We start from the raw sequence: 26,217 nt of genomic DNA, 5'->3' as shown, positions 1-26,217 counted from the left end.
CGGGTCAGGCTCCCAGGTAGAGCAGGGTCCACAGCACGATCATGGCGATCAGGCCCAGCCAGCACGAACCCCAGAAGCCGACGATGGGCCATTTCAGGGCCAGCGGCGTCTTCTTGGGATCCACATGGGGGAGCAGGTCGTTGGCGTTGCCGATGAGCCAGAAGCGGGTGCCCGGAAACATCAGGCGGAAAAAATAGTCCAGCATGATCGCGGCCTGGATGGCCAGCGGATAGGCCTTGAACGGGCGGTGCTGCAGGTAGGGGTGCTTGAGTACGGCGTTGATCTCTTTGCTTTTGACGAAGAACAACCAGATGCCGCAGAGCGAGCAGGTGATGAAGCACAGCACGAAAAGGCTGAAGGCCATGGCCATGGCGGGTGAATGCATGGAAATTCCGACAAGTGCGCGGCGCCGCCGCAAGGTCAAAGAGAAGGGTCAGCCGCGGGTCTGGCCTTCGCCGGTCAGTACCCACTTGAGGGTGGTCAGGCCTTCCAGGCCGACCGGGCCGCGGGCGTGCAGGCGGTTGGTCGAGATGCCGATTTCCGCGCCCAGGCCGTATTCGAAGCCGTCCGCAAAGCAGGTCGGCAGGTTGACGTAGACCGAGCTGGAATCGACTTCGCGCTGGAAGCGCTGGGCCGACGACAGGTCTTCGGTGACGATGGCGTCGGTGTGGCCGGAGCCCCAGCGCGCGATGTGTTCGATGGCGTCGTCCAGCGAGTCGACGATGCGAATCGCCAGGATCGGGCCCAGGTATTCGGTGGCCCAGTCTTCTTCGGTGGCCGGTGTGGCGTGGGGCAACAGCGCCAGCGTGCGCGGGCAGCCGCGCAATTCGACGCCGTGTTCGGTCAGGGCCGCCGCCAGGCGCGGCAGAATCGACACCGCGGCCACCGCGTCGACCAGCAGGGTTTCCATTGCGCCGCAGATGCCGTAGCGATAGGTCTTGGCGTTGAAGGCGATGGCGTGGGCCTTGTCGGGGTCGGCGGCGGCGTCGATGTAGATGTGGCAGTTGCCGTCCAGGTGCTTGATGAGCGGCACCCGGGCTTCTTGCGCCAGCCGGGCGATCAGGCCCTTGCCGCCGCGCGGCACGATGACGTCGATGTGTTCGGTCATGGTGATGAGCTTGCCCACCGCGGCGCGGTCGGCCGTGGCCACGACCTGCACCGCATCTTGCGGCAGGCCGGCGGCGGCCAGGCCCAGTTGCACGATGCGGCCCAGGGCCACGTTGGAGTGCAGGGCTTCGCTGCCGCCGCGCAGGATGGCGGCGTTGCCCGACTTCAGGCACAGCGCCGCCGCGTCGATGGTGACGTTGGGGCGGGACTCGTAGATGATGCCGATCACGCCCAGCGGGACGCGCATCTGGGCCACCCGCATGCCGTTGGGGCGCACGGTGGTGGCGGTGATGCTGCCGATGGGGTCGGGCAGGGCGGCGATCTGGCGCAGGCCCTCGGCCATGTGCGCCAGGGTCTTTTCCGACAGGGTCAGGCGGTCGAGCAGGGCGGCTTCCAGGCCGTTGGCGCGGGCGGCGGCGACATCCTTGGCGTTCGCGGCCAGCAGCTCGTCCTGGTTGGCGGCCAGCGCGTCGGCCATGGCCAGCAAGGCCTGGTTCTTGGCGGCGCTGTTGGCGCGCATCATGGCGCGGGAGGCCCGGCGTGCGTTCTCGCCCAGGGTCAGCATGGCTTGTTCGATGGAAGACGAGGACATGACGGCGTCGTTCATAGTGTTGGGGCGGTAGGGAGACCGCCAGCGGAATGGGGATAGTTTATCCGGCCGGGCGGCCGGAGGGGACGAGTGGGGCGGCTAGGCCGCCTTCACGGTCGGCCGCCGGCAGCGGCCACGCGCAGGGCCAGGCGGGTCATTTCTTCCCAGGGGTCGGATAGCCGCCCAGGGACGGACAGCCCCTTGATGAGACGGTCGACTTCATGGGCGTGCTGCACTGCGGCGGGCCAGACGGCGGGATGCACCCGCCCCAGCGCTTGCAGCGCCAGCCGTTCATGGGCGCCGAAGATACGCAGGCGGCGCATCAGGCCGTTGGCGTCCTGTCCCAGGCTGCGGGCTTCGGCCACGCGTGCCAGGAGGCGGATTTCTTCGCCCACCGCCCATAGCACCAGGGGCAGCGCTTCGCCTTCGGCGCGCAGGCCGTCGATCATGCGGATGGTGCGGGCGACGTCACCGGCCAGCATGGCGTCGCGCAGGCCGAACACGTCGTAGCGCGCCACGTTGAGCACGGCGCGTTCGACGTCTTCGGCGGCCAGTTGGCCTTCCGGGTAGAGCAGGCCGAGCTTCTGGATTTCCTGGTGGGCGGCCAGCAGGTTGCCTTCGACCTTGTCGGCCATCCATTGCAGGGTGGCGTTGTCGGCCCGCTGGTTCTGGCGGGCCAGGCGCATGCCGACCCAGGCGGGCAGGCGGGTGCGCTCGATGCTCGCGATATCGACCATCATGCCGCCGCGGCCGAGGGCCTGGACCCAGCGACTTTCGCGGGTGGCCTTGTCCAGGCGCGGCAGGGCGATGAGGACGAGCGTATCGGGGTTGTCCGCCTGCTTTTCGGCCTGCTCGGCCAGGCGTGCCAGGGTATCGGCGCCGGCCTTGCCGGGCTTGCCGGTGGGGATCTTGATTTCCAGGATGCGGCGGTCGCCGAACAGCGAGACGCTTTGCGTGGCGGCGGTGACCGAGCTCCAGTCGCTGCGCGCGTCCATCACCATCGACAGGCGATCGGTGTAGCCGGCGTTGCGGCCGGCGGCGCGCAGGGCGTCGACGGCCTCGGTGACCAGGAGCGGCTCGTCGCCCGATACCGTGTACAGCGGGGCCAGGCGGTTGCCGGCACGCTGCAGGTGGTCAGCCAGCCGATCCGCGTCCAGGGGTTGTGCCATCGGTCAGCGCAGGTTGGCCGGATCGGTGGTGGACGGCGTCTGCCACGGCGCCGGCGTGCTGCGTTGCTGCGGCGCGGTCGGGTCGTACAGCGGGATTTCGCCGTCTTCGCCACGCTGCTCGCGCGTCTCGAAGGCCTTGCGGACCTCAGGCGCGGTCATGCGGCGCAGCAGGCGGGCAACGAGATCGCGCTGCATGGAGTTGTACAGCGTTTCGATCTGGCCCTGCTTGGCCTGGACGATCTGGTCGTCGTAAGGCATTTCGCGGAAGATCGACAGCGTGGTGTCCGGGATCAGGGCGCGGCCCTTGTCGTCGATGAGACGGAAGGTGTAGTTGATGCCGAGTTCGTATTCCTCGACGCGGCCCTGGGCGTTCAGCGACACCTCGCGCAGCGAACGGTCGTTGGCGACCTGCTGCAGGATGGCCTGCGCTTCCTTGGGCGTGGCGACCAGCTTGGTGTTGGGCGAGGCCGCGCGCAGCGCGCGGCGCACGTCGGCGCCAAACAGGGTGTTGTCGGGGATGCCGATGTACAGCGTATCGAACGGCAGAGGCGTGACGCCCCGCAGCGTGAAGCCGCAGGCCGTCAGCAGCATGAACAGCGCCAGGCAGGCGCCGCGCAGCAGCCATGATTGGCGGGGGGAGTGCGTTTGTTGCCCGGCGAAGTACATGCTTGACCTCATCAGCCTACGACGTTGACCAGTTTGCCCGGGACCACGATAACCCGCTTGGGCGGGCGGCCTTCCAGGTAGCGGGCGACTTCTTCCTGGGCGGCGGCGAGCTGTTCGATCTCTTCCTTGGCGGCCTTGGCGGCCACGCGGATCGAACCGCGCAGCTTGCCGTTGACCTGCAGCATCAGTTCGATTTCGTCCGCCACCAGCGCGGCTTCGTCGACATGCGGCCACGGCGCGTCGAGCAGGTCGCCCAGCTCTTTGGCGTAGCCCAGATCTTGCCAGAGGTGCCAGGTGATGTGCGGCACCACCGGATACAGCACGCGCAGCAGCACGCCCAGCGTTTCCGTGTAGGCGGCGTCGGCATGGGCGCCTTCGGGCAGCTTGGCGTCGTCGATGGCGTTCAGCATCTTCATGCACGCCGACACGACGGTGTTGTACTGGATGCGCTGGTAGTCGTAGTCGGCCTGCTTGAGCAGGTTGTAGACCTCGCGGCGCAGATCCTTCACGGGGGCGGGGGCGTCGGCCCAGTTGGCGCCGGCGGCCAGGCCGCGCGCCACGGTGTCGCGCTGTGCGTAGCTGATGGACCACAGGCGGCGCAGGAAGCGGTTCGAGCCTTCGACGCCGGAATCGGACCATTCAAGGGTCTGCTCGGGCGGGCTGGCGAACATGACGAACAGTCGTGCGGTATCCGCGCCCAGCGTGTCGATCAGCGATTGCGGATCGACGCCGTTGTTCTTGGACTTGGACATGGTGCCCACGCCGCCATAGGTGATGTCGGAGCCGTCGGACTTGAGCTTGGCGCCGGTGATGGCGCCGCGGGCGTCATAGACGTTTTCGACCTCTTCGGGCCAGAAGTATTCGATGCCGCCCTGGGCGTTCTTGCGCGAGTAGATGTGGTTCAGCACCATGCCCTGGCACAGCAGCTTGGTGAAGGGCTCGTCGAAATTGAGCAGGCCCATGTCGCGCATGACCTTGGTCCAGAAACGGGCGTACAGCAGGTGCAGGACCGCGTGCTCGATGCCGCCGATGTATTGATCCATCGGCATCCAGTAGTCGTTGCGCGCGTCGACCATGGCGGTGTTGTTGCCCGGCGACGTGTAGCGCATGAAATACCAGGACGAATCCACGAAGGTGTCCATCGTGTCCGTTTCGCGGCGCGCGGGCTTGCCGCAGCTGGGGCAGGCGCAGGACAGGAAGGCTTCGTTCTTGGTCAGCGGGTTGCCGCTGCCGTCCGGGATCAGGTCGTCGGGCAGGACGACCGGCAGGTCTTTTTCGGGGACCGGCACGGGGCCGCAATCGGCGCAGTGGATGATGGGGATCGGGGTGCCCCAGTAGCGCTGGCGCGAGATGCCCCAGTCGCGCAGGCGCCAGGTGGTCTGTTTTTCGCCCAGGCCTTGCGCGCCCAGGTCGGCGGCGATGGCGTCCACGGCCTCTTTGTGCGACAGGCCGTCGTACTTGCCGGAATGGATGGTGCGGCCGGCCTGCTTGTCGCCGTACCATTCCTGCCAGGCGTCGGTGGAATAGGCCTTGCCGGCCACGTCCACGACCTGGCGGATCGGCAGGTTGTATTTCTTGGCGAAGGCGAAGTCGCGTTCGTCGTGGGCGGGCACGCCCATGACGGCGCCGTCGCCGTAGGTGATCAGCACGTAGTTGCCGACCCAGACTTCGACCTGGTCACCGGTGATCGGATGGGTGACGTAAAGGCCGGTGGGCATGCCTTCTTTTTCGCGCGTGGCCAGTTCGGCTTCGGTGGTGCCGCCCAGCTTGCATTGCTCGATGAAGGCGGCCAGCGCCGGGTTGGACTGCGCGGCGTGCGTGGCCAGGGGGTGCTCGGGGGCCACGGCGCAGAAGGTCACGCCCATGATGGTGTCGGCGCGGGTGGTGAAGACGTACAGCTTGCCGTCCTGGATCAGCTGGCCGTCCTGGCCGGCGATCTGGTGCGGGAAGGCAAAGCGCAGGCCTTCGGACTTGCCGATCCAGTTTTCCTGCATCAGGCGCACTCGCTCGGGCCAGCCGGGCAGGTCGTTCTGGACGGCGCCCAGCAGTTCGTCGGCGTAGTCCGTGATGCGCAGGTAGTAGCCGGGAATTTCGCGCTTTTCAACCGGCGCGCCCGAGCGCCAGCCGCGGCCGTCGATGACCTGTTCATTGGCCAGCACGGTCTGGTCGACCGGGTCCCAGTTGACGACCTGGGTCTTGCGGTAGGCGACGCCCTTTTCGAGCATCTTCAGGAACAGCCACTGGTTCCATTTGTAGTATTCGGGGTCGCAGGCGCACATTTCGCGCGACCAGTCGATTGCCAGGCCCATCGACTTCATCTGCTTCTTCATATAAGCGATGTTGTCGTAGGTCCATTTGGCCGGCGGCACCTTGGACTTGATGGCGGCGTTCTCGGCCGGCATGCCGAAGGCGTCCCAGCCCATCGGCATCAGGACGTTGTAGCCCCGCATGCGCAACTGGCGAGCCATCATGTCGTTGATGGTGTAGTTGCGCACGTGGCCCATGTGCAGCTTGCCGCTGGGATAGGGCAGCATCGAGCAGGCGTAGAACTTCGGCTTCTCGGAGCCGTCCGGGTTCTTTGCGTGTTCTTGGACCAGATAGGCGTCGCGGGCCTGCCAGTCTTGGTGGGCGGCCGCTTCGACGGTAGTGGGGAGGTAACGTTCCTGCATGGGCTCGTGCGCGATGGCGAAAAAAGGGGTGAGCCGCCCTCGCGCACGGGGCGCGGGGGCGGTCAAAACCCCTGATTATAGGAGGTGCTAGGCGCGGATAGGGGACGGGGCCGTTTCCGGGATGCGGGCACTGGCCGCCAGCATGCCATACGCCAGGGTTATGGCCCCGAGAACGGCGCCCGCGGTGACCACGCCGGGCCAGCCAAAATGGGAGTACAGCCAGGACGATACCAGCGATCCGGTGGCCCCGCCGATGAAATAGCTGGTCATGTAGCCGGCGGTCAGGCGGCTGCGGGCCTCGGGGCGCAGGCGGTAGAGCGAACTGGTATTGGTGACGTGGACGCCCTGGATGGCCAGGTCCTGGATCAGGATGCCGGCCAGCAGGGCGATCACCGAGGCCTGGCCGAAGGCCATCAGGCCCCAGGAGGCCACGAGGAGCAGCAGCCCGATCCGGGTGGCCTGGTTGCCCAGGCCGCGGTCGGCCAGCCGGCCAAAGCGGTTGGCGGCATAGGCCCCGGCCGCGCCGGCCAGTCCGAACAGCCCGATCGTCGTGTTGTTGAATTGGTAGGGCGGGCTGGACAACAGGAAGGTCAGGGGTGTCCAGAGCATGCTGAAGGCAGCAAACAGCAGGAAGCCCAGCAGCGAACGGCCGCGGAACAGGGGCTCTTCGGCGTACATGCGAAAGATCGATCCCAGTAGTTGCGGGTAGCTCATGCCGGCCTGGGGCGCGTGGCGCGGCAGTACCTTCCAGAGGGCGCACGACATGCCCAGCATCAGGATGGCGGCGACCCAGTAGACGGTGCGCCAGCTGCCCAGGTCGGCCAGTGCGCCGGCGACGGTTCGGGCCAGCAGAATGCCAAGCAGCAGGCCGCTCATGACCGTGCCCACGGCCTTGCCGCGTTCGTGCGGGGCGGCCAGCGTGGCCGCGAAGGGCACCAGGATCTGTGCCACTACCGACAGCGTGCCGGTGATGGCGGTGCCGAGCATCAGGGTGGTGATATCGGGGGCGAATGCGGAAACCAGCAGTCCGCCCGCGGACAGGAAGGTCATCAGCACGATCAGGCTGCGCCGCTCGAACAGGTCGCCCAGGGGCACCAGGAGGAGCAGGCCGATCGCATAGCTGAGCTGCGCGGTCATGACGATACTGCCGGCGGCGGCGGTGGACAGCGTGAACTGCTGGCTGATGGTGTGCAGCAGCGGTTGCGCGTAATAGTTGCTGGCGACGGCCAGGCCGGTGGCGACCGACATCAGCAGGATGACGGGCGCGGTGAGCGGGGCGGGCTGGGCGGTGCGGGAGGGGGAGTTCATGCGGAGCAATGCGTGGATGAAGAGCCGGGCAAGCGGGGCCCGGTACCGAGGCGACGGATCAGGCGTCGACGCCGCCAGGCGTTTCCTGGTCGTGCGGGATCAGCAGTTTTTTCAGCAGGCCGGCCATCTGGCGGCGTTCGGTGGCGGTCAGCGGGGCGAGCAGGGCGTCGAGCTCGCGCAGATAGTCCTTGAGTACCAGCTTGATGACGCGCAGGCCTTCGGCGGTGAGCGCGACGATGACGCCGCGGCGGTCTTCGGGGTTGGGCGTGCGCGCCAGCAGGCCAGCCTGTTCCAGGCGGTCCAGGCGGTTGGTCATGGCGCCGGAGGTCAGGAGCAGCGCGTCCACCAGTTTCTGTGGGTTCATCGCGTGGGGTGCGCCGGTGCGGTACAGCGTGGCCAGCACGTCGAATTCACCCTGATGCAGGTGATAGCGCTTGAACGCACGGTTCACGTCGCGCGCGGCGAAAGCGTTGAAACGAAACACGCGGCTGACGACGCTCATGGGCGAGATATCCAGGTTGGGGCACTCGCGGGCCCATTGCGACAGCACCTGATCGACCAGATCGTTCATGATGGCTTTATATGAAGTTTCTTTACGTAAAGATAAATTCTAGCAGCTTGGCCGCAGGTCATGCAAAGCGAGCATGCGGGACGACAGGTCTGCCGAACGCGCCGTGGCCTCAGGCGCGCGGTCAGGGAGGAACATCGGACCGCGAAAAAAAGAAAGGGCCCGCCCCTTGCGGGGCAGGCCCTTTCCGGCTTGACCGGATACTCGCGCGGAAATTACTGCGCGGCGTCCTTCAGCTTCTTGAGCGGGCGAACCTTCACCTTGACCGAAGCCGGCTTGGCGGGGAACCAGCGCTCTTCGCCGGTGAACGGATCCTTGCCGAAGCGCTTGGCCTTGGCGGGAACCTTCTGCACGGCAACCTTGAACAGGCCGGGCAGCGTGAATTCGCCAGCGCCCTTCTTGTCCACGGAGCTCAGCACCGAGGTTTCCAGGCTGGCCAGGACGGCCTTGACGGCCTTGGCTTCAACGCCGGACTGCTCGACGATGTAGGCGATCAGCTGGGTCTTGTTCAGAGCAGCCTTGATAGCCTTGGGGGCGGCAGCAACCTTCTTGGCGGCAACGACCTTCTTGGCAGCGGGCTTCACTGCGGGTTTGGCGGCGGTAGCCTTCTTTGCGGGCGCCTTGGCGGCGGGCTTGGTGACTTTCTTGGCAGGAGCTTTTGCTTTCGTGGCCATGGTCAAAATCCGTATGTTGAGGACATTGGGGCAGCGCGCGCCGAATATCGGCGTTTGACGCTACGCGCCCGATGATAGCGGAACCTCGGCGGTTTTTGCGCCTTTCTACGGGCCTTTCGATCAATGTTTGTTGTTTTCCACGCAGAAAAACCCTTTCTGCAAGGGCTCGCGCAAAATGTCGTGACAATCGCAGCGATTTTTTCAGTGCGCCGCGCAGCGCGAAAAACGCTTGATTGAAGGGGTTTTGAACCATCCGCGCGCAACGTGTTCCAATGCATCGCGGCGCGCATCGGCCGGGTGGGACGGCGGCTTCGCGGCCGTTTGCCTGTCGGCCGCCGGCGCGCCATTCCCACCCCGCATGGAAGTGAAGCAGTCATATGTTGATGAAGAAGTTGGCGGCGAGCGTGCTCGTTGCGACCGCGTGTATGTCCAGCGCCCTGGCGCAATCGATGCCGCAACCGGCGCTGTCGGCCAAAGCCTGGCTGTTGCTGGATGAGACCAGCGGGCAGGTGATTGCCTCGCAAGGCGCCAATGCCCGGATCGAGCCGGCGTCGCTGACCAAGATCATGACGGCGTACGTGGTGTTCGGCGCGCTGCACGACAAGGAAATTTCGCCCGACCAGAAAGTGACCATCTCGACGCGGGCCTGGAAGGTGCCGGCGGGCAGCTCGAAGATGTTCCTGGAGCCCGGTTCGAAGGTGTCGGTGGACCTGTTGCTGCGCGGCCTGATGATCCAGTCGGGCAACGATGCGGCCATTGCGCTGGCCGAGGCGGTGTCGGGCAGTGTCGAGGCCTTCGTGGCCCGCATGAACGATACGGCCGTGAAACTGGGCCTGCACGGCACGCATTTCGCCAGTCCGCATGGCCTGCCGGACGCGGGCACGTATTCCACGGTCAGTGACCTGTCGATCCTGGCCACGCGCTTCATCCGCGATTATCCCGAGCTGTACAAGTCCTATGACTCGGCCAAGACCTTTACCTATAACAATATTACCCAGCCCAATCGCAACCGCCTGTTGTGGCTGGATCCCAGCGTGGACGGCCTGAAAACCGGCCACACCGAGGCGGCGGGCTATTGCATCGTGGCGACTGCCCGGCGCCCGAACGGCACGGATCAGCGGCGCCTGGTGACGGTGGTGGTGGGCACGGCCTCGGACAAGCTGCGCACGCAGGAAAGCCGGGAGTTGCTGGAGTGGGGCTTCCAGGGCTTCAAGACCGTCAAGCTGTATGCCAAGGGCCAGCCGGTGGCAACGCCCGAGGTCTGGAAAGGCCAGGCCGACATGCTGAAGGCGGGTTTTGCGCGCGACGCCTATGTGACGGTGCCGGCGGGCGCGAAGGTGGAGTCGGTCTGGACGCCGCAGGACCCGCTGGTGGCGCCCATCGCGGCGCAGGCCACGGTGGGATCGCTGCGCGTGATGGTCGACGGCAAGCCGGCCATGCAGTTTCCGGTGGTGGCGCTGGAGCCCGTGGCCGAAGCCGGATTCGTCGGCCGCACCTGGGATTCCATCCGCCTGTGGTGGCGCGGCTAACGGCAATATCGAAGAGCGGGCAGGGCATTTAGTGTAAAAAATGCCTTGGCCGGGGCACTGTGCGCCGGATCTTCAGGTTGCCCCCCATGTCCCGCAACGCCCGTTTTCGCCAGCAACTGCAGCATGCCACCCTGATGCACGCCATGTCGGCGCACAATCCCTTGTCGGCCAGGCTGGCGGCCGACGCAGGATTCGACGCGATCTGGGGCAGCGGCTTCGAACTGTCGGCCAGCTATGCGGTGCCGGATGCCAACATCCTGTCGGCCGGCCAGCATCTGGACATGATGCGGGCCATCGCCGCCGTCGTCGATATCCCCGTCATTGCGGACATCGACACGGGTTTCGGCAACGCCATCAACGTGGCCTATGCCGTGCCGCAATACGAAGCGGCGGGCGTATCGGCCGTGGTGATGGAAGACAAGACCTTTCCCAAGGACACCAGCCTGCGCGCCGACGGCCGGCAGGAACTGGTGCGTACGGAAGAATTCCAGGGCAAGATCGAAGCGGCCTGCGCCGCACGCCGCGACCCGGATTTCTGCGTCATTGCGCGCACCGAGGCGCTGATCGCCGGCCTGGGCCAGGCCGAGGCCCTGGCACGCGCCTCGGCCTATGAAGCCGCCGGCGCCGACGCCATCCTGATCCATTCCAAGCAGACCACGCCCGACGAAGTGCTGGCCTTCATCGCAGTCTGGCAGGGTCGGGTGCCGCTGGTGCTGGTGCCCACGGCCTACCCGCAACTGCGCGAGGCCGACATCCAGGCGCTGGGCAAGGTGGGGCTGGTGATCTACGGCAACCATGCGATCCGCGCGGCCGTGGGGGCGATGCGCGACGTGTTCGCCCGCATCCGGCGCGATGGCGGCATCCATGCCGTGGATGCCGGGTTGCCGACGGTGCGCGATATCATCGACCTTCAAGGCGATGCGGGCATGCGCGAACTGGAACGCAAGTTCCTGCGGTGAACGCGTTGCCATTCGAAGAAAAACCAGGGGTGGGGCAATGGGGGCGGTAGGACGCAGGGCGTGGCTGACGCGCATGTTTGGCGATTGGGTGCCGGAAGTGGGCGCCGTGACGCTGCGCGCGGACCTGGCCGCCGGCCTGCTGGGCGCCTTGCTGGTGCTGCCGCAGGGCGTGGCGTTTGCCACGCTGGCGGGATTGCCGCCGCAATACGGCCTGTATTCGGCCATCGTGCCCTGTATTGTCGCGGCGCTGTTCGGCTCCAGCCGTCATGTCATGTCGGGCCCCACCAATGCGAATTCGCTGGCGCTGTTCGCGGTGCTGACGCCGCTGGCGGTGGCAGGCAGCCCCGGCTATATCGAGCTGGCGCTGGCCGTGACGGTGCTGGTCGGATTGATGCAGTGGCTGGTCGGCACGCTGCGGCTGGGCTCGCTGGCGCATTTCATTTCACCTTCGGCGCTGTTCGGCTTCACCAGCGGCGCGGCCGTGCTGATCGCCGTGCATGCCTTGAAAGACGCGCTGGGCCTGCCGGCGCCGGCCTCGCACGGGGCGGGCACGCTGTTGGCCAGCGTGGTGGCGAACGCTGGCCAGATCCAGGCGGGCGCGGTGCTGGTGACGGCCGTGACGCTGGTCTGCGCGCTGCTGGTCAAGCGCTGGGACAAGCGCAAACCCTACATGTTGGCGGGCTTGGCAGCGGGGGCGCTGGTCGCCGCGGCGTTCAATGCATTGACCGCGCAACATGGGGCTGCGCCCGTGCCGGTGCTGGGCGACCTGGCGCAACCCTGGCCGCCGTTCCACGTGCCCAGTGTCGACTGGCGGGCCCTGCCGGACCTGCTCAGCCTGGCGTTTGCGTTGACCATCGTGGCGCTGGCGCAGTCGATTTCCATCGCCAAGGCGGTGGCCGCGCGCTCGGGGCAGCGCATCGATGCCAATCGTGAATTCATCGGGCAGGGGCTGTCCAACGTGGTGGGTGGGTTCTTTTCCTGCTATTTGTCCTGCGGCTCGCTGAACCGGTCGATTCCCAATTTCGAGGCGGGCGCCCGCACGCCGCTGGCCTCGGTGTTTTCGGCGTTGCTGCTGATGGCGCTGGTCGCGTTGACCGGACCGCTGCTGTCGCAGATTCCGCATGCGGCCATTGCCGGCCTGTTGCTGCTGGTGGCGTGGACTTTGCTGGACGTGCCGCGATGGCGCCAGCTGATCCGCACGCAGCCGGGCGAATGCGCGATTGCCGCGGCCACGTTGGCGGCCACCATCACCATTCGCATGGAAGTGGCCATTCTGCTGGGCACCGTACTGTCGCTGATGGTCTATCTGCACCGCACGTCGCGACCGGCGATGCGCACCATGGGCTTTGATTCGCGCGGGCTGGACCGCCGCTTCGTGGTGCTCGAGGCGCAGCCGGAAGCACTGCCGGAATGCCCGCAGCTCAAGCTGCTGCGCATGGAAGGGTCGGTCTATTTCGGGGCCGCCGCGCACGTAGCGCAGCGCCTGCAGGAATTGCGCACCGCGCCTGATGCGCCGCGCCATCTGCTGGTCATGGCCAAGAGCATGAATTTCATCGACCTGGCCGGCGCCCAGGTCTGGGATGACGAGCTGGCGGCGCGACGTGCGATGGGGGGCGACCTGTACTTCCACCGGCCCCGGCCCGAAGTGCTGGCCATGTGGCGCCGCACGGGCTTTCTGGACAGGCTGGGCGCGGACCACGTGTTTCCCGACAAGGCCACGGCGCTGCACGCCATCTACGCCAAATTGGACCGCGGCATCTGTGCGGGCTGCCAGGCCAAGGTGTTCTGGGAATGCCAGCCGGACAGCCCGCAGTCCGGCGGTTGATCGCGCATGCCGTTCAGGCCCGCGGCGTTTCGGTGCCCAGGTAGGCGGCCTTGACCCGTTCGTCGGCGGCGATGGCGTCAGGGGGGCCGTCGGCCAGCAGGCTGCCGCGCACCAGCACTGCGATGCGGTCGGCATGCTTGAAGACGACGTCCAGGCTGTGCTCGGTGAACAGCACCGCCATGCGCTGCGTATCGGCCAGTTCACGCGTCAGGCGCATCAGCGCGTGGCGCTCGTTGGTGGCCATGCCGGCGGTGGGTTCGTCCATCAGCAGCAGGCGCGGGCGGTGTGCCAGCGCCATGGCCAGTTCCACCCGCTTGACCTCGCCATAAGCCAGTACGCCGCAGGGCGTGGCAGCCTGGTCGGCCATCTGCACCTGCGCCAGCAAGGCGCGGGCTTCGTCGACGGCGTGCGCGGCGGCGCGGCGCCAGGGCCGAAACAGCAGGCGGTCGCGCGACAGCAGCGCGGTCTGCACGTTTTCCAGCACCGTCATCGAGCGAAAGGTGGCGGCGGTCTGAAACGTGCGGCCCACGCCCAGCCGGCAGATCCGGCCGGCCGCCAGGCCCACCAGCTCCTGGCCATCCAGCCGCACGGACCCGGCATCGGGGCGCAGTTGGCCACCCAGCGCATTGAAGCAGGTGGACTTGCCGGCGCCGTTCGGGCCGATCAGCGCCAGCATCTGGCCGGCGTCGAGGTCGAACGAGACATCGGCCAGCGCGTCGATGCCGCCGAACGACTTGCGCAGCTTGCGTACTTGCAGCAAGGGACCGCTCATGCGTGCCTCCGGCGCAGGCGCCGGGCCGCGCCGGCCAGGCCCTCGGGAAAGAGCATGACCAGCGCCAGGATGGCCAGGCCCAGCACCGCGTGCCAGTATTCGGTGCTGCGGGCCGCGGTGTCCTGCAGCCAGGTGTAGGCCGCCGCGCCGACCAGCGGGCCGGCCAGCGTCTGCAAGCCGCCCAGCAGCACCATCACCAGGCCGTCGACCGAGCGGCTGACGCTGAGCGCATCGGGGGCGATGCTGCCTTTCGAGAACGCATACAGCGAGCCCGCCAGCCCCGCCGCCAGCGAGGCCGCGACAAAGCCTGCCCATTGGATGCGGCGCGTATCCATCCCCAGCGCCTCGGCCCGCAAGGCCGAATCACGGACACCGCGCAGGGCGTAGCCCAGCGGCGCAAACGCCAGCCGCCGCAGCCACCAGACGCCCAGCACGCACAGCGCCAGCGTCACGTAATAGAAGCCCGGCCCCTGCGTCAGCCAGCGTGAGGGCCACAGGCCGATCAGGCCGTTGCTGCCGCCCGTCACGTCGTCCCATTGGTAGGCCGTGGCCCAGAGAATCTGCGCCACCGCCAGGGTCAGCATGGCCAGGTACACGCCCGACAGGCGCACGCAGAACCAGCCGAACAGCAACGCGCCCAGCACGGCAGCAAAAGGGCCCAGCAGCAGCGCGGCCTCCATCGGCAGCGCCGCCATTTTCAGCAGCAATGCGGCGCCATAGGCGCCCAGGCCGAACCACGCGGCGTGGCCGAACGTGGTCATGCCGGCCAGTCCGGTCAGGAAATGCAGGCTGGCGGCAAACAGGGCGGCGATCAGCACTTCGGTCAGCAGGATGCCCAGGTACGGCCACTGCGCCGCCGCCAGCGGCGCCAGCACCAATAGCGCCAGCAGCGCGCCATAGGCCAGGCGCACGCGGCGGCCGGCGGGGACGATGGGCGGTTCGGCGGAGGGGGCCTGCGACGACGGTGCGGGCGGCTTGCCCAGCAGGCCCCAGGGCCGCGCCACCAGCACCACCGCCATGACGGCGAATTCGGCCAGCAGGGTCAGTTTGGACAGATTGAAGGCCCACGGTCCGAACTGCACCTGGCCGATGAAGACGAACACCGCCTTGACGCAGCAGATCAGCAGCGCTGCCAGGAAGGCGCCGGGAATCGAGCCCAGGCCGCCCACCACCACGACCACGAAGGCGCTGGCGATGATCTCCAGGTCCAGCCCCAGCGTGGCGGGCACGCGCGGCGCGGCCAGCGCGCCGCCCAGGCCGGCCAGGAAGGCGCCCAGCGTGAAGGCGGAGGTGAACAGCCAGGCCTGGTTGACGCCCAGCGCGGCCAGCATGTCGCGATTTTCCGAGGCGGCGCGCAGCAAACGGCCCCAGCGGGTGCGCATGAGCAGCAGCCACAGCAGGCCCAGCACCACGGGGCCGGCGGCGATCAGCAGCAAATCGTATTGGGGAAAGCGGCGGCCCAGGATGTCGACGGCGCCCGACAGGCCCGGCGCGCGCGCCGAGAACAGGTCTTCGGGGCCCCACAGCGCCAGCGCGGCGTCGCCGATGACCAGCACCAGGGCAAAGGTCGCGAGCAACTGGAACAGTTCGGGGGCGCGGTACAGGCGCTTGAGCACCAGCAGCTCGGCGGCCGCCCCGACCAGGCCGGTGGCCAGCGCTGCCAGCAGCAGCCCGGCCCAGTAGCCCGGGCCGTCGCCGAAATAGCGGGTGAAGGTCCACGCCAGGTACACGCCCAGCATGTAGAACGAGCCGTGCGCGAAGTTCACCACCCGCGTGACGCCGAAGATCAGCGACAGGCCGGCGGCCACCAGGAACAGCGCGCTGGCGTCGGCCAGGCCGTTGAGCAGCTGCGACAGCAGCCCGGACAGGCTCATCGGGGCCGGCGCGTCAGTGGGCCGGGCGCATCTTGCGCACCTGCTCGTCCTGCGGCTGCAGGCGGGCGCCGTCGATGTAGGCGAAGTCCTTCATGATGCCCTTGCCGTCTTCCACGGCGGTGACGCCGACGTACACGCCCATGGTCGACTGGTGGTCGATCTTGCGGTACTGGATGGGGCCGTAGGGGGTATCCACTTTCAGGCCGGCGAAGGCGTCGACCAGTTTTTCGGTGTCGACCTGGCCCGCGGCTTTCAAGCCCTGGGCGATCGACATGAGCGAGGCGTAGCCCACCACCGAACCGACCTTGGGCGTTTCGTTGTAGCGCTTGCGGTAGGCCTCGACGAAGGCATTGTTGGCGGGGGTGTCGATGGCGTACCAGGGGTAGCCGGTGACGATCCAGCCGGTGGGCGTGTCGGCGCCCAGCGGTTCCAGGTATTCCGGTTCGCCGGACAGCACCGACACCACGGCACGGTTCTCGAACAGGCCGCGGGTGTTGCCTTCGCGCACGAAGCGCGTCAGGTCGGCGGCGAACAGCACGTTGAAGATCGCGTCCGGCTTGGCGTCCGCCAGCGCCTGCACCACGGCGCCCGCGTCCACCTTGCCCAGCGGCACGGCCTGTTCGGCCACGAATTCGACGTCGGACTGGAACGACTTCATCATGGCCTTGAAGGTGGCCACGGCGGACTGCCCGTATTCGTAGTTGGGGTAGACGATGGCCCAGCGCTTCTTGCGCAGCGCCAGCGCCTTGGGCGCCAGGGCGGCCACGTGCATCCAGGTGGATGGCCGCAGGCGGTAGGTATAGCGGTTGCCTTCCTGCCAGGTGATCTTGTCCGTCAGCGGTTCGGCGGCCAGGAAGAACACCTGTTGCTGCTTGGCGAAGTCGGTCAGGGCCAGGCCGGTATTGGACAGGAAGCCGCCGAACAGCAGGTCCACCTTTTCGCGCGCCAGCAGTTCCTGGGCGGCGCGCACCGAGTCGCCGGGGTTGCCGTTGTCGTCGCGCGAGATCACTTCCAGCTTGCGGCCCAGCACGCCGCCCGCCGCGTTGACCTCTTCCAGCGCCAGTTGCCAGCCCTTTTTATAGGGGCCCAGGAAAGCGGGGATGGCCTTGTAGCTGTTGATCTCGCCGATGCGGATCGGCGGTTCCGAGTCTTTGGCGGACGCGACCGGAGTCAGCGCCAGGGCCAGGAGCGCGGGGGCGAGCGCGCGGCGCAGCAGGGTCAGGCAGGGACGGAGCATGGCGGGTATCGCAGGCTGGAGGGCTTGAATGAAGCCGCGCCGGGCAGGGTGACGATGGCCGGCGCGGGGTCGGTTTCGGCCCAATTGAAGCATGGGCGACGCCGCTCGCCAAGGAAAACGGGCCATCCTGGGAAAAACGCCTAGGGGACGCCGCGCCAGGTGCCAATGAAAAAGGCCCTGCGATGCAGGGCCTTTTCGACTCGCGGAATACCGGCTGAATTACTTCAGCTTGGTTTCCTTGTAGTCCACGTGCTTGCGAGCGACCGGATCAAATTTCTTGATCAGCATCTTCTCGGGCATGTTGCGCTTGTTCTTGGTGGTCGTGTAGAAATGACCCGTGCCGGCAGTCGACTCGAGCTTGATCTTTTCGCGGATACCTTTGGCCATGTCGTGCTCCTAGTATGTCAGATTGGCGGGGGGCCGATTAGGCCAGTTCGCCGCGGGCACGCATGTCGGCCAGCACGGCGTCGATGCCGTTCTTGTCGATCGTGCGAATGGCCTTGGCCGAGACGCGCAGGCGCACCCAGCGGTTTTCGCTTTCAACCCAGAACCGGCGCGATTGCAGGTTGGGCAGGAAGCGACGCTTGGTCTTGTTGTTCGCGTGCGAAACATTGTTGCCCACCATCGGGCCTTTGCCGGTCACTTGGCATACGCGTGCCATGGATGCACCTCTTTATGTCGTTCTTGCGCGCATCGCCGGGGGAGTAGACAGGGTTTCAGCCGCCGGGCTGTGGACGCTGCATGCTGCAGCATTCTGCCGGCCACCCAGTCTTAGTGGATGAGGGGGAATCTGGAACAACCGGGATTTCGCCCGCTGCCTGGGATTCCGCCCAGTGCTTATACCCGCTGCCTGCCATCCGCCTGCACAACATGCGCGGTTTGGGGGTCAGAGTGTTGAACTACAAAGCATAGTAGTCCAGCACGGGAAACTTCATGTGAAGACGTAGATTCTAATACGAAAAAGCCAGACAAATCAAGCGATAGGGCTAGGCGGTGTGCGATTGCGCCACGCGGCCCGAGATCCAGGACAGGCAGGCGCAGGTCGCCAGGGTGGTCGTCAGGGGCAGCGCGCTATCGGTCTGCCAGGCGCTGACGGCAAAACCGGCCAGGGCGCCGCAGGACAGTTGAAGCGTCCCCAATAGCGCCGACGCGGCGCCCAGGCGCTTGCCCTGGTCCGACAGCGCCAGCGCCGCCGAATTGGGATTGACGAAGCCCTGGCTGCCCATATAGCAGATCAGGCAGGCCATCAGCAGCGGCAGCGTCATCCAGCCGACCAGGGTCAGCCCGACCGCGGCCAGGCTGGCCGCGGCCAGCGTGGTCAGGGCGCGGCGTTGCAATTGGCGCGGCGTGTGGGTGCGCAACAGGCGCGCGCTGATCTGCGAGCAGATGATGAGCGACAGGGCATTGGTGCCGAACAGCAGGCCATAGTATTTGGGGTCGACGCCGTAGAGCTCGATGAACACCCGCGGCGAACCGATGATGTAGGCGAACATGCCGGCCTGGCCGAAGCCGCCGGCCAGGCTGTGCGACATGAAGCCGCGGTGGGCGAACAGCGCCCGGTAGTTCTGCAGGATGGTCTGCCAGCGCAGCGGCACCACGCGTTCGGGCGCCAGCGATTCTTTCATGATGAGGACGACGGCGGCCATCAGCATGGCGCCGCCGGCCAGCATCACCCAGAACAGGCTGCGCCAGCTGGTGATGGCCAGCAACTGCCCGCCGGCCAGCGGCGCCAGGATGGGGGCCAGGCCCATGATCAGCATCAGCAGCGACATCGCGCGCGCCGCCTCGTGGGTTTCGTAGTGGTCGCGGATGACCGCGCGCGGGATGACGATGCCGGCCGCACCGCCCATCGCCTGCACCACCCGCCAGCCGGTCAGCGCCTCGACCGAGCCCGCCAGCGCGCAGCCCAGCGACGCAATCATGAACAGCGCCAGCCCCACCATCAGCGGCGGCTTGCGGCCAAAGCGGTCAGCCATCGGGCCGTAGAAGACCTGTGCCATGGCCAGGCCGATCAGGTAGGCGGCCAGCGTGCGTTCGACGTCGCCGCGCGGCACGCCCAGGTTTGCCGCGATCGTGGGGAACGCGGGCAGGTACATGTCGATGGCGAAGGGGCCGATTGCCGTCAGGGCGCCCATGAGAATGAGCCAGCCCGGCAGGGAGCCGCGGGATGAGAGTGTTGGGGGCATGTGGATCGCGAAGGATCGCGCGGGGAACACGGCGCGAGGCACAGGGCGCGTCGCGCTTTATTGCGCGATTTGCACCGAGCCGATGACTGTATCACGGGGCACCTTACACGCAAATGGCAATAGATTTCCGATACAGTCTGGCGTGTCCGTACGTATTTCAGAGGAGATGCTGTGAGTCCTTTGTTGTCTGTTGTGGAACGCAAGCTCCAGGCCTTGCCCGTGACCGTCCAGCTCGTGCTGCCCGACGGCACCGTCGTGGGGCCGCCGGACCCGCGGGTTCGCTTCGTCACGCATGACAAGACGGCGCTGGCCCACCTGGCCGAAGGCGCGGTCGGCGTGCTGGGGCAGGATTACGTCGAGGGCCGCATCGATATCGAAGGCTCGATGCGCGACGTGATGGCGGCGGCGTCGGCGATGCTGCCGGGGTCGCCGGTGGATGCGGCACGCGGCGGCTGGCTGACCGAGCTGGTGCGCAAGGTGATGTCGGTGTGGCGCCATTCGGTCGAGCGCGACGCGCGCCAGATCGAGTTTCACTACGATCTTTCCGACGATTTCTACGCTTTGTGGCTGGACCCGCGCCGGGTCTATTCCTGCGCCTACTACCGCACGGCGGACATGAACCTGGCCCAGGCGCAAGAGGCCAAGCTCGACCACATCTGCCGCAAACTGCGCCTGCAGCCGGGCGAGCGCTTCCTGGATGTGGGCGCCGGCTGGGGCGGCCTGCTGCTGTGGGCGGCCGAGCACTACGGGGTGGACGCCACGGGCATCACGCTGTCGCGCAACCAGCACGCGCACGTCAGCAAGCTGATCCAGGAAAAAGGCCTGTCGGGCCGGGTGCGGATGGAGCTGCTGGACTACCGCAAGCTGGACGAGGCCACGCCCTACGACAAGATCGCCTCGGTGGGCATGTTCGAGCACGTCGGCCGGGCCCAGCTGGAAAGCTATTTCGCCAAGCTGCGCCGCCTGCTCAAGCCGGGAGGGCTGATCATGAACCACGGCATCACCGCGGCCGGCGTCTACAACGCCGAGCTGGGCAACGGCATGGGCGAGTTCATCGAAAAGTACATCTTCCCGGGCGGCGAGCTGACGCACATCAGCGTGGTCATGGAAGCCATGACCAACGGCGGCCTGGAAGAGGTGGACGTGGAAAACCTGCGGCCGCACTACGCCCGCACGCTGTGGGCCTGGAGCGACGCACTGGAAGCGCGCCTGCCCGAGGCCGCGCAGATCTTGAGCGGTGAGCAGGGCGCGCGCTCGCTGCGCGCCTACCGCCTGTACCTGGCCGGCTGCGCCATGGCGTTCGAGCATGGGTGGATTGCGCTGCACCAGATATTGGGCCATCCGCCGGCCGGCGGGCGGGCGGACGAACTGGACAACCCGCCTGACCTGGCCTACCCCTGGCGGCGCGATTACATGTACCGGACCGAGGGCGGGCAGGGGAGCTGAACGCCTGGCGCCCGGGCGTGCGGCGGTGCGGGTTTTGAGCGGATTCGATCCTGTCCGGGATCGAATCCGTTCTTGTTTGCGGGGCGGTTTGATTCTGAACACGGGCTGAATCAAGCCTTTTTTTGCGCCGATTCGGGTCCGATTCGGGTCCGGTTTTGCTCTTCAAATGTATTTATACGAACAAAAGATTAACTAAATGTATCGTTATTTTTGTAGGACGATTTCCTAGGGAAAAACGAGGAATCACCCCTTGGGAATCGGGGTTGTCCCGCACGTTTTTTGGCCGGAATGTATCTGTTTCATTCAGGCTTGGGGTTGGGTAATGCGGCAATTTCGTTTAAGATGCTGCCTTCTTCTTTCAGTTTGTTCACTTTCTGTGGGTTCTCGAAAACTTAGTTTTTGAGACTCCTGTCTTGCAAGAGTCCGCACCCTGTGGATCCTCTTGTTGCTAGTGTCGGTTTGTATTGGCGGTTCTGCCCGTCTTCCGCACAACCCCCTTAGCTCCATGGCACGGCTGGTTTTCGCGCCGCCGTGTCCCTGAACCTATGGAGGCAAAAGCCAATGCGTTTCACCCCCGTCAAGACCCTGGCCGCCGCGGCCGTCTTGCTCGCCTTTGCTGGCACGGCCCAAGCCGCCGATGCCCCGCAATGCGAACTCAAGCGTCCGATCAACTTCGGCGCCATGAACTGGGAATCCAACCTGGTCCTGGTCGACGTTGAGCGTTTCATCATGGAAAAGGGCTACGGCTGCAAAACCGAAACCCTGCCCACCGAGACCTTGCCCGCCCTGGCCGCGCTCGAGCGCGGCGACCTGGATATCAATACCGAGATCTGGCTGAACAGCGTGGCCGACCCCTGGGAGCGCGCTGAAAAGACCGGCCGCGTCAAGCGGATCGGCGACCTCTACATGGGCGGCGAGGCCTGGTACATCCCCCGCTACACGGCCGAGCGCCTGCCCGAGCTGAAGTCCGCGGCCGACCTGCCCAAGTTCAAGGACAAGTTCAAGGACCCCGAAGAACCCGGCAAGGGCCGCTTCTACGGCTGCCCGGCGGGCTGGGGCTGCGAAGTCACCAGCACCAACCTGTTCCATGCGCTGAAGCTGGACGACACCTACACGCTGTACTCGCCCGGCACGGGCGCGGCGCAGAAGGCGGCCCTGATGTCGGCCTACAAGCGCAAGCAGAACGTGGTGTTCTATTACTGGTCGCCCACGCCGCTGGTCGGCGCCATGGACCTGGTCAAGCTGGACATGCCGCCCTACGACGCAGAAAAGCACAAGTGCCTGACGTCGCCCAAGTGCGCCAAGCCCGAGGCCAGCGCCTATCCCGACAACCCCGTCTTCACGGCCGTGAACACCAAGTTCTCGCAGGAAGCGCCGGTGCTGACCGAATTCCTGTCCAAGGTCTCGGTGCCGCTGCCCGTGATGAACGAAACCCTGGCCCACATGGAAGAGTCCGGTGACGAATCCGCCGCCGTGGCCAAGTGGTTCCTGAAGACCAAGCCCGACGTCTGGACCAAGTGGGTTCCGGCTGACGTCGCCGGGCGCGTCCAAAGCGCGCTGTAACCGCCCGCCGCCATCCTTGGCGGCGCAGCCGCCCGGGCATCCTCCGCCCGGGCGCGCCGCCAGTTGGACTTTTTCCCCTTGGGATGCCCCCAAGGGGAAAAAGCCCCTCGGCCGGCACAGGGCCCGCATGCGCGGGCAATGCGCAAGAGCATTTTCTCTTGCGCCAGCGGCACGCCTTCGCGGCGTACGCGCTGAAATGGAGTCGAAAGCATGTTTCCTGAAATTATTCCTGCCCGCCAAGTGCGGGGAGCCATCGACGGTTTCGTCGATCACCTGGTGACCAACTACGCCGACACGCTGGAAACGCTGTCGCAGCCTGTGCTGCACGCGCTGGTCTGGCTGGAGCAGCTGCTGCGCAGCTCGCCCTGGTGGGCCGTCGTGGCCGTCACCGTCGTCATCGCCTGGCTGGTCAGCCGCCGCATCGTGCTGAGCCTGGCCATGGGCGCGCTGCTGTGCGTCATCGGCGTGCTGGGCCTGTGGGACGCCGGCATGCAGACGCTGGCGCTGATGATCATGGCGGCCGGCCTGTCGGTCATCATCGGCATTCCGCTGGGCGTGCTGATGGCCCGCGTGAACTGGCTGCGTTCGATCATGCTGCCGGTGCTGGACGTGATGCAGACCATGCCCAGTTTCGTGTATCTGATCCCCGTGGTGATGCTGTTCGGCCTGGGCAAGATCCCCGCCATCATCGCCACCGTGATCTACGCCGTGCCGCCGCTGATCCGCCTGACCGACCTGGGCATCCGCCTGGTCGACCGCGAAGTGCTGGAAGCCTCGCGCGCCTTCGGCGCCAATCCGCGCCAGCAACTGTTCGGCGTGCAACTGCCGCTGGCCCTGCCCAACATCATGGCTGGCATCAACCAGACCACGATGATGGCGCTGTCGATGGTGGTGATCGCGTCGATGATCGGCGCGCGCGGCCTGGGCTATGAAGTCTTGCTGGGTATCAACCGTCTGGAGGTGGGCCGCGGCCTGCTGGCCGGACTGGGCATCGTGGTGCTGGCCGTGCTGTTCGACCGGATCACGCAATCGTATGGACAGCGCATGCGCATGGGAGGCCAGCGATGAGCAAGATCGAAGTCAAGAACATCTACAAGATTTTTGGACCGCATCCGAAGAAGTGGCTGAAGGCCGCCCAGGACGGCATGACCAAGGAAGCGCTGCTGGCCGAAAGCGGCCACACGCTGGGCCTGCGCGACATCAGCCTGTCGATCGACGAAGGCAGCATCTACGTCATCATGGGCCTGTCGGGCTCGGGCAAGTCGACGCTGATCCGCCACTTCAATCGCCTGATCGAGCCCAGCGCGGGCCACATCCTGGTGGATGGCGTGGATGTGGTGAGCCTGAACAAGCGCGACCTGGAAACCTTCCGCCAGAAGAAGATGAGCATGGTGTTCCAGCGCTTCGGCCTGTTCCCGCACCGCACCGTGCTGGACAACGCCGCGTACGGCCTGACCGTGCAGGGCGTGGGCCGCGCCGAACGCGAAAAGCGCGCTCGCGAATGGCTGGACCAGGTGGGCCTGTCGGGCTTCGAGCAGCAGTATCCGCACCAGTTGTCGGGCGGCATGCAGCAGCGCGTGGGCCTGGCGCGCGCGCTGGCCACCGATGCCGAAATCCTGCTGATGGACGAAGCCTTCTCGGCGCTGGACCCGCTGATCCGCCGCGAGATGCAGGACCAGCTGCTGCAGCTGCAATCCAAGCTGAACAAGACCATCGTCTTCATCACGCATGACCTGGACGAAGCCCTGCGCCTGGGCAACCGCATCGCCATCTTGAAAGACGGCGAACTGGTGCAGGAAGGCACGCCGGAAGACATTCTGCTGAACCCGGCCAACGATTACGTGCAGTCGTTCCTGCAGGACGTGAACCGCACCAAGGTGCTGAACGCAACCCACGCCGTGAACCCCGCGCGCCTGACGCTGACCATGCGTTCGCGTCCCGCGCATGCCGTGGACCGCATGCGGGCGCTGAACTACGAGTATGCGCCGGTGCTGGACGGCAAGCGCCTGGCCGGCGTGCTGACGCTGGTGGCGGCCGAGCAGGCGGTGCGCGAAGGCGGGCGCGACGTGTCGCGCTTTGTCGAGGACCTGGCGTCGGTGCCGGCCACGGCTGGCCTGGGCGAGGTGCTGGCGCAACTGGTGCACAGCGACCAGCCGGTGGCCGTGACGGGCGAGAACGACGAGTTCCTGGGCATGCTGTCGCGCAAGAAGGTGGTGGAACTGGTGACGCCGGCGCTGGCGGAATCGTCCACCGAGGCCGCGGCGGGTGACGCGGCGCAAGCCAGTGGCACGGGTCAACCCGCGGCGGGCGAACCGGCGTCGGGCCAGCCCGTGGCAACCGATGGCGCGGCCAACAGTGCGCCGGCGGCCGACGGCACACCTGCGCAGGCTGAGCTGGAAGGCCAGCCCCAGCCGGCCAAGCGGGGCGAAGCCGCCTGACGGCGTGGCGGCCGGCGATCCGGCGGCCGGCGAACCGGCGGCCGCTTGCCGCGCGCCAGGGCTTGCCCTGGCGCTGGCTCCGGATATGATGGCTGGCCGGCACGGATCGCCGGTTCGTCCCTATTCGGAATATCGGAACCCGTCATGCCTATCTTGAATGTCCAGATCATGCAGGGCCACTCGGCCGCCCAGAAGACCGCCTTGCTGAAGGCGGCCTCGCAGGCGGTGGTGGAAAGCATTGCCGCGCCGCTGGCCAGCGTGCGCATCGTCTTGCAGGAAGTGCCGGCCGAACACGTCATCGTGGCCGGCGAGATCGGCAAGGCCATGGCCCGCGTGGACGCCGCCCTGATCGAAGGCCGCGACGAGGCCAAGAAAGCGGCCCTGATCGCGGCGCTGAACCAGGCCGTGTGCGACAGCATCGGCATTTCGGGCGAAGACGTGCGCGTGCTGATCCGCGACGTGCCCAAGACCGACATGGGCGTGGCCAACGGCCTGAGCGCCAAGGCCGCCGGCCGCTGAGGCCCAGGGCGCCGGTCCGGGCAGGCCCCGGCGCCGGCGCGGCGGTATCTTGCCGGGCGTCTGCGCCCAGCCCGATCGCCCGCCATTGCCCAGCGCTTCAATCCAGCTTGACGCCGGCGTCCTTGATGACGGCGCCCCAGCGCTGGATCTCGCTCTTGATGTAGGCGCCGTATTCCTGCGGCGTCGATCCCAGGGCCTGCGCGCCCTGGACCTTCAACTGCTTCTGCATCTGTTCCGACTGCAACGCGCGGCGGATTTCGGCATTCAGTTTCTGCACCACCGCGTCCGGCGTGCCGGCGGGCACCACCACGCCTTGCCAGGCCCCCATCTCGAACCCGGGCGCCACCGTTTCCGCCACTGTGGGCACGTCGGGCAGTTGCTCGCTGCGCGCACGGCTGGTGACGGCAAGCGCCCGCAGCTTGCCTTCGCGGATGAAGCCCAGCGAATCATTCAACGTATTGGTCATCAACTGCACCTGGCCGCCGACCAGATCCGTCATGGCCGGCGCGCTGCCACGGTACGGCACGTGTACGGCGTCGATCTGCAGCGAACGCAAGAGCAGCAGGGCGCCCAGGTGCGTGACGTTGCCCGCGCCCGCCGATCCATAGGACAGCTTGCCCGGATGCTGGCGCGCATAGTCCACGAAGCCTTGCGCATCCTTGGCGGGCACCGACGGATGCACCAGCAGCACCAGGGGAATCACGGCGGTGGACGAAACCGGCGTGAAATCCTTGACCGGATCGAACGCCAGCGAGCGGTACAGGTTGGGACTGAGTGCGATCGACGAGGTGTTGTACAGCACCGTATAGCCGTCGGGCTTGGCGGCGGCTGCGTACTGCATGCCGATGTTGCCGTTCGCGCCGCCCTTGTTCTCCACCACCACGGTCTGGCCCAGTTGATCGGTCAGTTGCTTGGCCAGCACCCGAGCGACCAGGTCGGTGGGCCCGCCGGGCGGGAAGGGCACCACCATCGTGATGGGACGTTCGGGCCAGGCGGCCTGGGCGGCGGGGGCGCCGGCCAGCGCCAGGGCGGCCAGCAGGGTCGCGCGCAATGCGTGCTTCATGGTTGTCTCCTTGTGCTTTTCTGGGAATGAGGCCGCTGCCCGCGGGATGTCGCGTG

23 protein-coding genes are annotated in these 26,217 nt (G+C 66.7%); 8 read left to right on the top strand and 15 right to left on the bottom strand.

The features are described from left to right. Positions 1 to 4: 4 nt before the first annotated feature. From ACUDP5_RS22060 to ACUDP5_RS22025, 8 genes are all read right to left on the bottom strand, one after another. Positions 5 to 385, bottom strand: a complete 381-nt coding sequence (locus tag ACUDP5_RS22060; RefSeq protein ID WP_263912406.1) for a hypothetical protein — start codon at positions 383 to 385, stop codon at positions 5 to 7. A 48-nt stretch (positions 386 to 433) separates the two neighbouring features. Continuing rightward, on the bottom strand, positions 434 to 1,714 hold the full coding sequence (locus ACUDP5_RS22055; RefSeq protein WP_445657203.1) for a glutamate-5-semialdehyde dehydrogenase: 1,281 nt from the start codon (positions 1,712 to 1,714) through the stop codon (positions 434 to 436). Between the two features lie 92 nt (positions 1,715 to 1,806). Further along, complete coding sequence (gene holA, locus ACUDP5_RS22050; RefSeq protein ID WP_263912403.1) at positions 1,807 to 2,865, bottom strand: DNA polymerase III subunit delta; 1,059 nt, start codon at positions 2,863 to 2,865, stop codon at positions 1,807 to 1,809. Positions 2,866 to 2,868: 3 nt separating this feature from the next. Then, positions 2,869 to 3,531: an LPS-assembly lipoprotein LptE gene (locus ACUDP5_RS22045; RefSeq protein WP_445657202.1), complete on the bottom strand. Its 663-nt coding sequence runs from the start codon at positions 3,529 to 3,531 to the stop codon at positions 2,869 to 2,871. Between the two features lie 11 nt (positions 3,532 to 3,542). Continuing rightward, a complete protein-coding gene (gene leuS, locus ACUDP5_RS22040) occupies positions 3,543 to 6,200 on the bottom strand; it encodes a leucine--tRNA ligase (protein WP_263912400.1) in 2,658 nt (885 codons plus the stop codon). A gap of 87 nt (positions 6,201 to 6,287) precedes the next feature. Next, positions 6,288 to 7,508 (bottom strand): MFS transporter, encoded by a 1,221-nt coding sequence (locus tag ACUDP5_RS22035; protein ID WP_263912398.1) that lies wholly within the window; start codon positions 7,506 to 7,508, stop codon positions 6,288 to 6,290. 58 nt (positions 7,509 to 7,566) lie between these two features. Next, positions 7,567 to 8,079, bottom strand: a complete 513-nt coding sequence (locus ACUDP5_RS22030) for a MarR family winged helix-turn-helix transcriptional regulator (RefSeq protein ID WP_263912397.1) — start codon at positions 8,077 to 8,079, stop codon at positions 7,567 to 7,569. Positions 8,080 to 8,291: 212 nt separating this feature from the next. Then, positions 8,292 to 8,750: an HU family DNA-binding protein gene (locus ACUDP5_RS22025; RefSeq protein WP_049072689.1), complete on the bottom strand. Its 459-nt coding sequence runs from the start codon at positions 8,748 to 8,750 to the stop codon at positions 8,292 to 8,294. Between the two features lie 377 nt (positions 8,751 to 9,127). Here ACUDP5_RS22025 and ACUDP5_RS22020 point away from each other — a divergent pair, with 377 nt between their 5' ends. The 3 genes from ACUDP5_RS22020 to ACUDP5_RS22010 all read left to right on the top strand — a co-directional run bounded on the left by ACUDP5_RS22020 (position 9,128) and on the right by ACUDP5_RS22010 (position 13,063). Next, positions 9,128 to 10,279 (top strand): D-alanyl-D-alanine carboxypeptidase family protein, encoded by a 1,152-nt coding sequence (locus ACUDP5_RS22020; protein WP_263912395.1) that lies wholly within the window; start codon positions 9,128 to 9,130, stop codon positions 10,277 to 10,279. Between the two features lie 86 nt (positions 10,280 to 10,365). Beyond that, the gene (locus ACUDP5_RS22015; protein ID WP_445657201.1) at positions 10,366 to 11,238 is read left to right on the top strand and encodes a phosphonopyruvate hydrolase; all 873 of its coding nucleotides are present in this window, start codon (positions 10,366 to 10,368) and stop codon (positions 11,236 to 11,238) included. A gap of 73 nt (positions 11,239 to 11,311) precedes the next feature. After that, on the top strand, positions 11,312 to 13,063 hold the full coding sequence (locus tag ACUDP5_RS22010; protein WP_445657200.1) for a SulP family inorganic anion transporter: 1,752 nt from the start codon (positions 11,312 to 11,314) through the stop codon (positions 13,061 to 13,063). Positions 13,064 to 13,076: 13 nt separating this feature from the next. Here the strand turns inward: ACUDP5_RS22010 and ACUDP5_RS22005 are convergent, their stop codons facing one another. The 6 genes from ACUDP5_RS22005 to ACUDP5_RS21980 all read right to left on the bottom strand — a co-directional run bounded on the left by ACUDP5_RS22005 (position 13,077) and on the right by ACUDP5_RS21980 (position 19,132). Beyond that, on the bottom strand, positions 13,077 to 13,835 hold the full coding sequence (locus ACUDP5_RS22005; protein ID WP_445657199.1) for an ABC transporter ATP-binding protein: 759 nt from the start codon (positions 13,833 to 13,835) through the stop codon (positions 13,077 to 13,079). Then, positions 13,832 to 15,709: an ABC transporter permease gene (locus tag ACUDP5_RS22000; RefSeq protein ID WP_263912390.1), complete on the bottom strand. Its 1,878-nt coding sequence runs from the start codon at positions 15,707 to 15,709 to the stop codon at positions 13,832 to 13,834. Before ACUDP5_RS22000 ends, ACUDP5_RS22005 begins: the two co-directional genes overlap by 4 nt. A gap of 13 nt (positions 15,710 to 15,722) precedes the next feature. Then, a complete protein-coding gene (locus tag ACUDP5_RS21995; RefSeq protein WP_263912389.1) occupies positions 15,723 to 16,946 on the bottom strand; it encodes an ABC transporter substrate-binding protein in 1,224 nt (407 codons plus the stop codon). Between the two features lie 219 nt (positions 16,947 to 17,165). Then, positions 17,166 to 17,333, bottom strand: a complete 168-nt coding sequence (gene rpmG, locus ACUDP5_RS21990) for a 50S ribosomal protein L33 (protein WP_003810296.1) — start codon at positions 17,331 to 17,333, stop codon at positions 17,166 to 17,168. A gap of 37 nt (positions 17,334 to 17,370) precedes the next feature. Beyond that, on the bottom strand, positions 17,371 to 17,607 hold the full coding sequence (gene rpmB, locus ACUDP5_RS21985) for a 50S ribosomal protein L28 (RefSeq protein ID WP_006390601.1): 237 nt from the start codon (positions 17,605 to 17,607) through the stop codon (positions 17,371 to 17,373). A 325-nt stretch (positions 17,608 to 17,932) separates the two neighbouring features. Beyond that, positions 17,933 to 19,132: a Bcr/CflA family multidrug efflux MFS transporter gene (locus ACUDP5_RS21980; RefSeq protein WP_445657198.1), complete on the bottom strand. Its 1,200-nt coding sequence runs from the start codon at positions 19,130 to 19,132 to the stop codon at positions 17,933 to 17,935. A gap of 171 nt (positions 19,133 to 19,303) precedes the next feature. On the opposite strand from ACUDP5_RS21980, the gene ACUDP5_RS21975 reads away from it, so the two are divergent. The 5 genes from ACUDP5_RS21975 to ACUDP5_RS21955 all read left to right on the top strand — a co-directional run bounded on the left by ACUDP5_RS21975 (position 19,304) and on the right by ACUDP5_RS21955 (position 25,098). Beyond that, entirely contained in the window at positions 19,304 to 20,578 is a 1,275-nt protein-coding gene (locus ACUDP5_RS21975) for a class I SAM-dependent methyltransferase (protein WP_445657197.1), read from the top strand. 561 nt (positions 20,579 to 21,139) lie between these two features. Further along, positions 21,140 to 22,141, top strand: coding sequence for an ABC transporter substrate-binding protein (locus ACUDP5_RS21970; protein WP_263912387.1), 1,002 nt, complete (start codon positions 21,140 to 21,142; stop codon positions 22,139 to 22,141). A gap of 210 nt (positions 22,142 to 22,351) precedes the next feature. Continuing rightward, the gene (locus ACUDP5_RS21965) at positions 22,352 to 23,209 is read left to right on the top strand and encodes an ABC transporter permease (protein WP_263912386.1); all 858 of its coding nucleotides are present in this window, start codon (positions 22,352 to 22,354) and stop codon (positions 23,207 to 23,209) included. Then, positions 23,206 to 24,579: a quaternary amine ABC transporter ATP-binding protein gene (locus ACUDP5_RS21960; RefSeq protein WP_263912384.1), complete on the top strand. Its 1,374-nt coding sequence runs from the start codon at positions 23,206 to 23,208 to the stop codon at positions 24,577 to 24,579. Before ACUDP5_RS21965 ends, ACUDP5_RS21960 begins: the two co-directional genes overlap by 4 nt. A 144-nt stretch (positions 24,580 to 24,723) precedes the next feature. Continuing rightward, positions 24,724 to 25,098, top strand: a complete 375-nt coding sequence (locus ACUDP5_RS21955) for a tautomerase family protein (protein WP_263912383.1) — start codon at positions 24,724 to 24,726, stop codon at positions 25,096 to 25,098. A gap of 97 nt (positions 25,099 to 25,195) precedes the next feature. Here the strand turns inward: ACUDP5_RS21955 and ACUDP5_RS21950 are convergent, their stop codons facing one another. After that, positions 25,196 to 26,161 (bottom strand): Bug family tripartite tricarboxylate transporter substrate binding protein, encoded by a 966-nt coding sequence (locus tag ACUDP5_RS21950; RefSeq protein WP_445657196.1) that lies wholly within the window; start codon positions 26,159 to 26,161, stop codon positions 25,196 to 25,198. Positions 26,162 to 26,217: the final 56 nt, after the last annotated feature.

Source organism: Achromobacter sp. NCFB-sbj8-Ac1-l, assembly GCF_052695805.1.
This window is presented reverse-complemented; position numbering and strand designations above follow the sequence as displayed.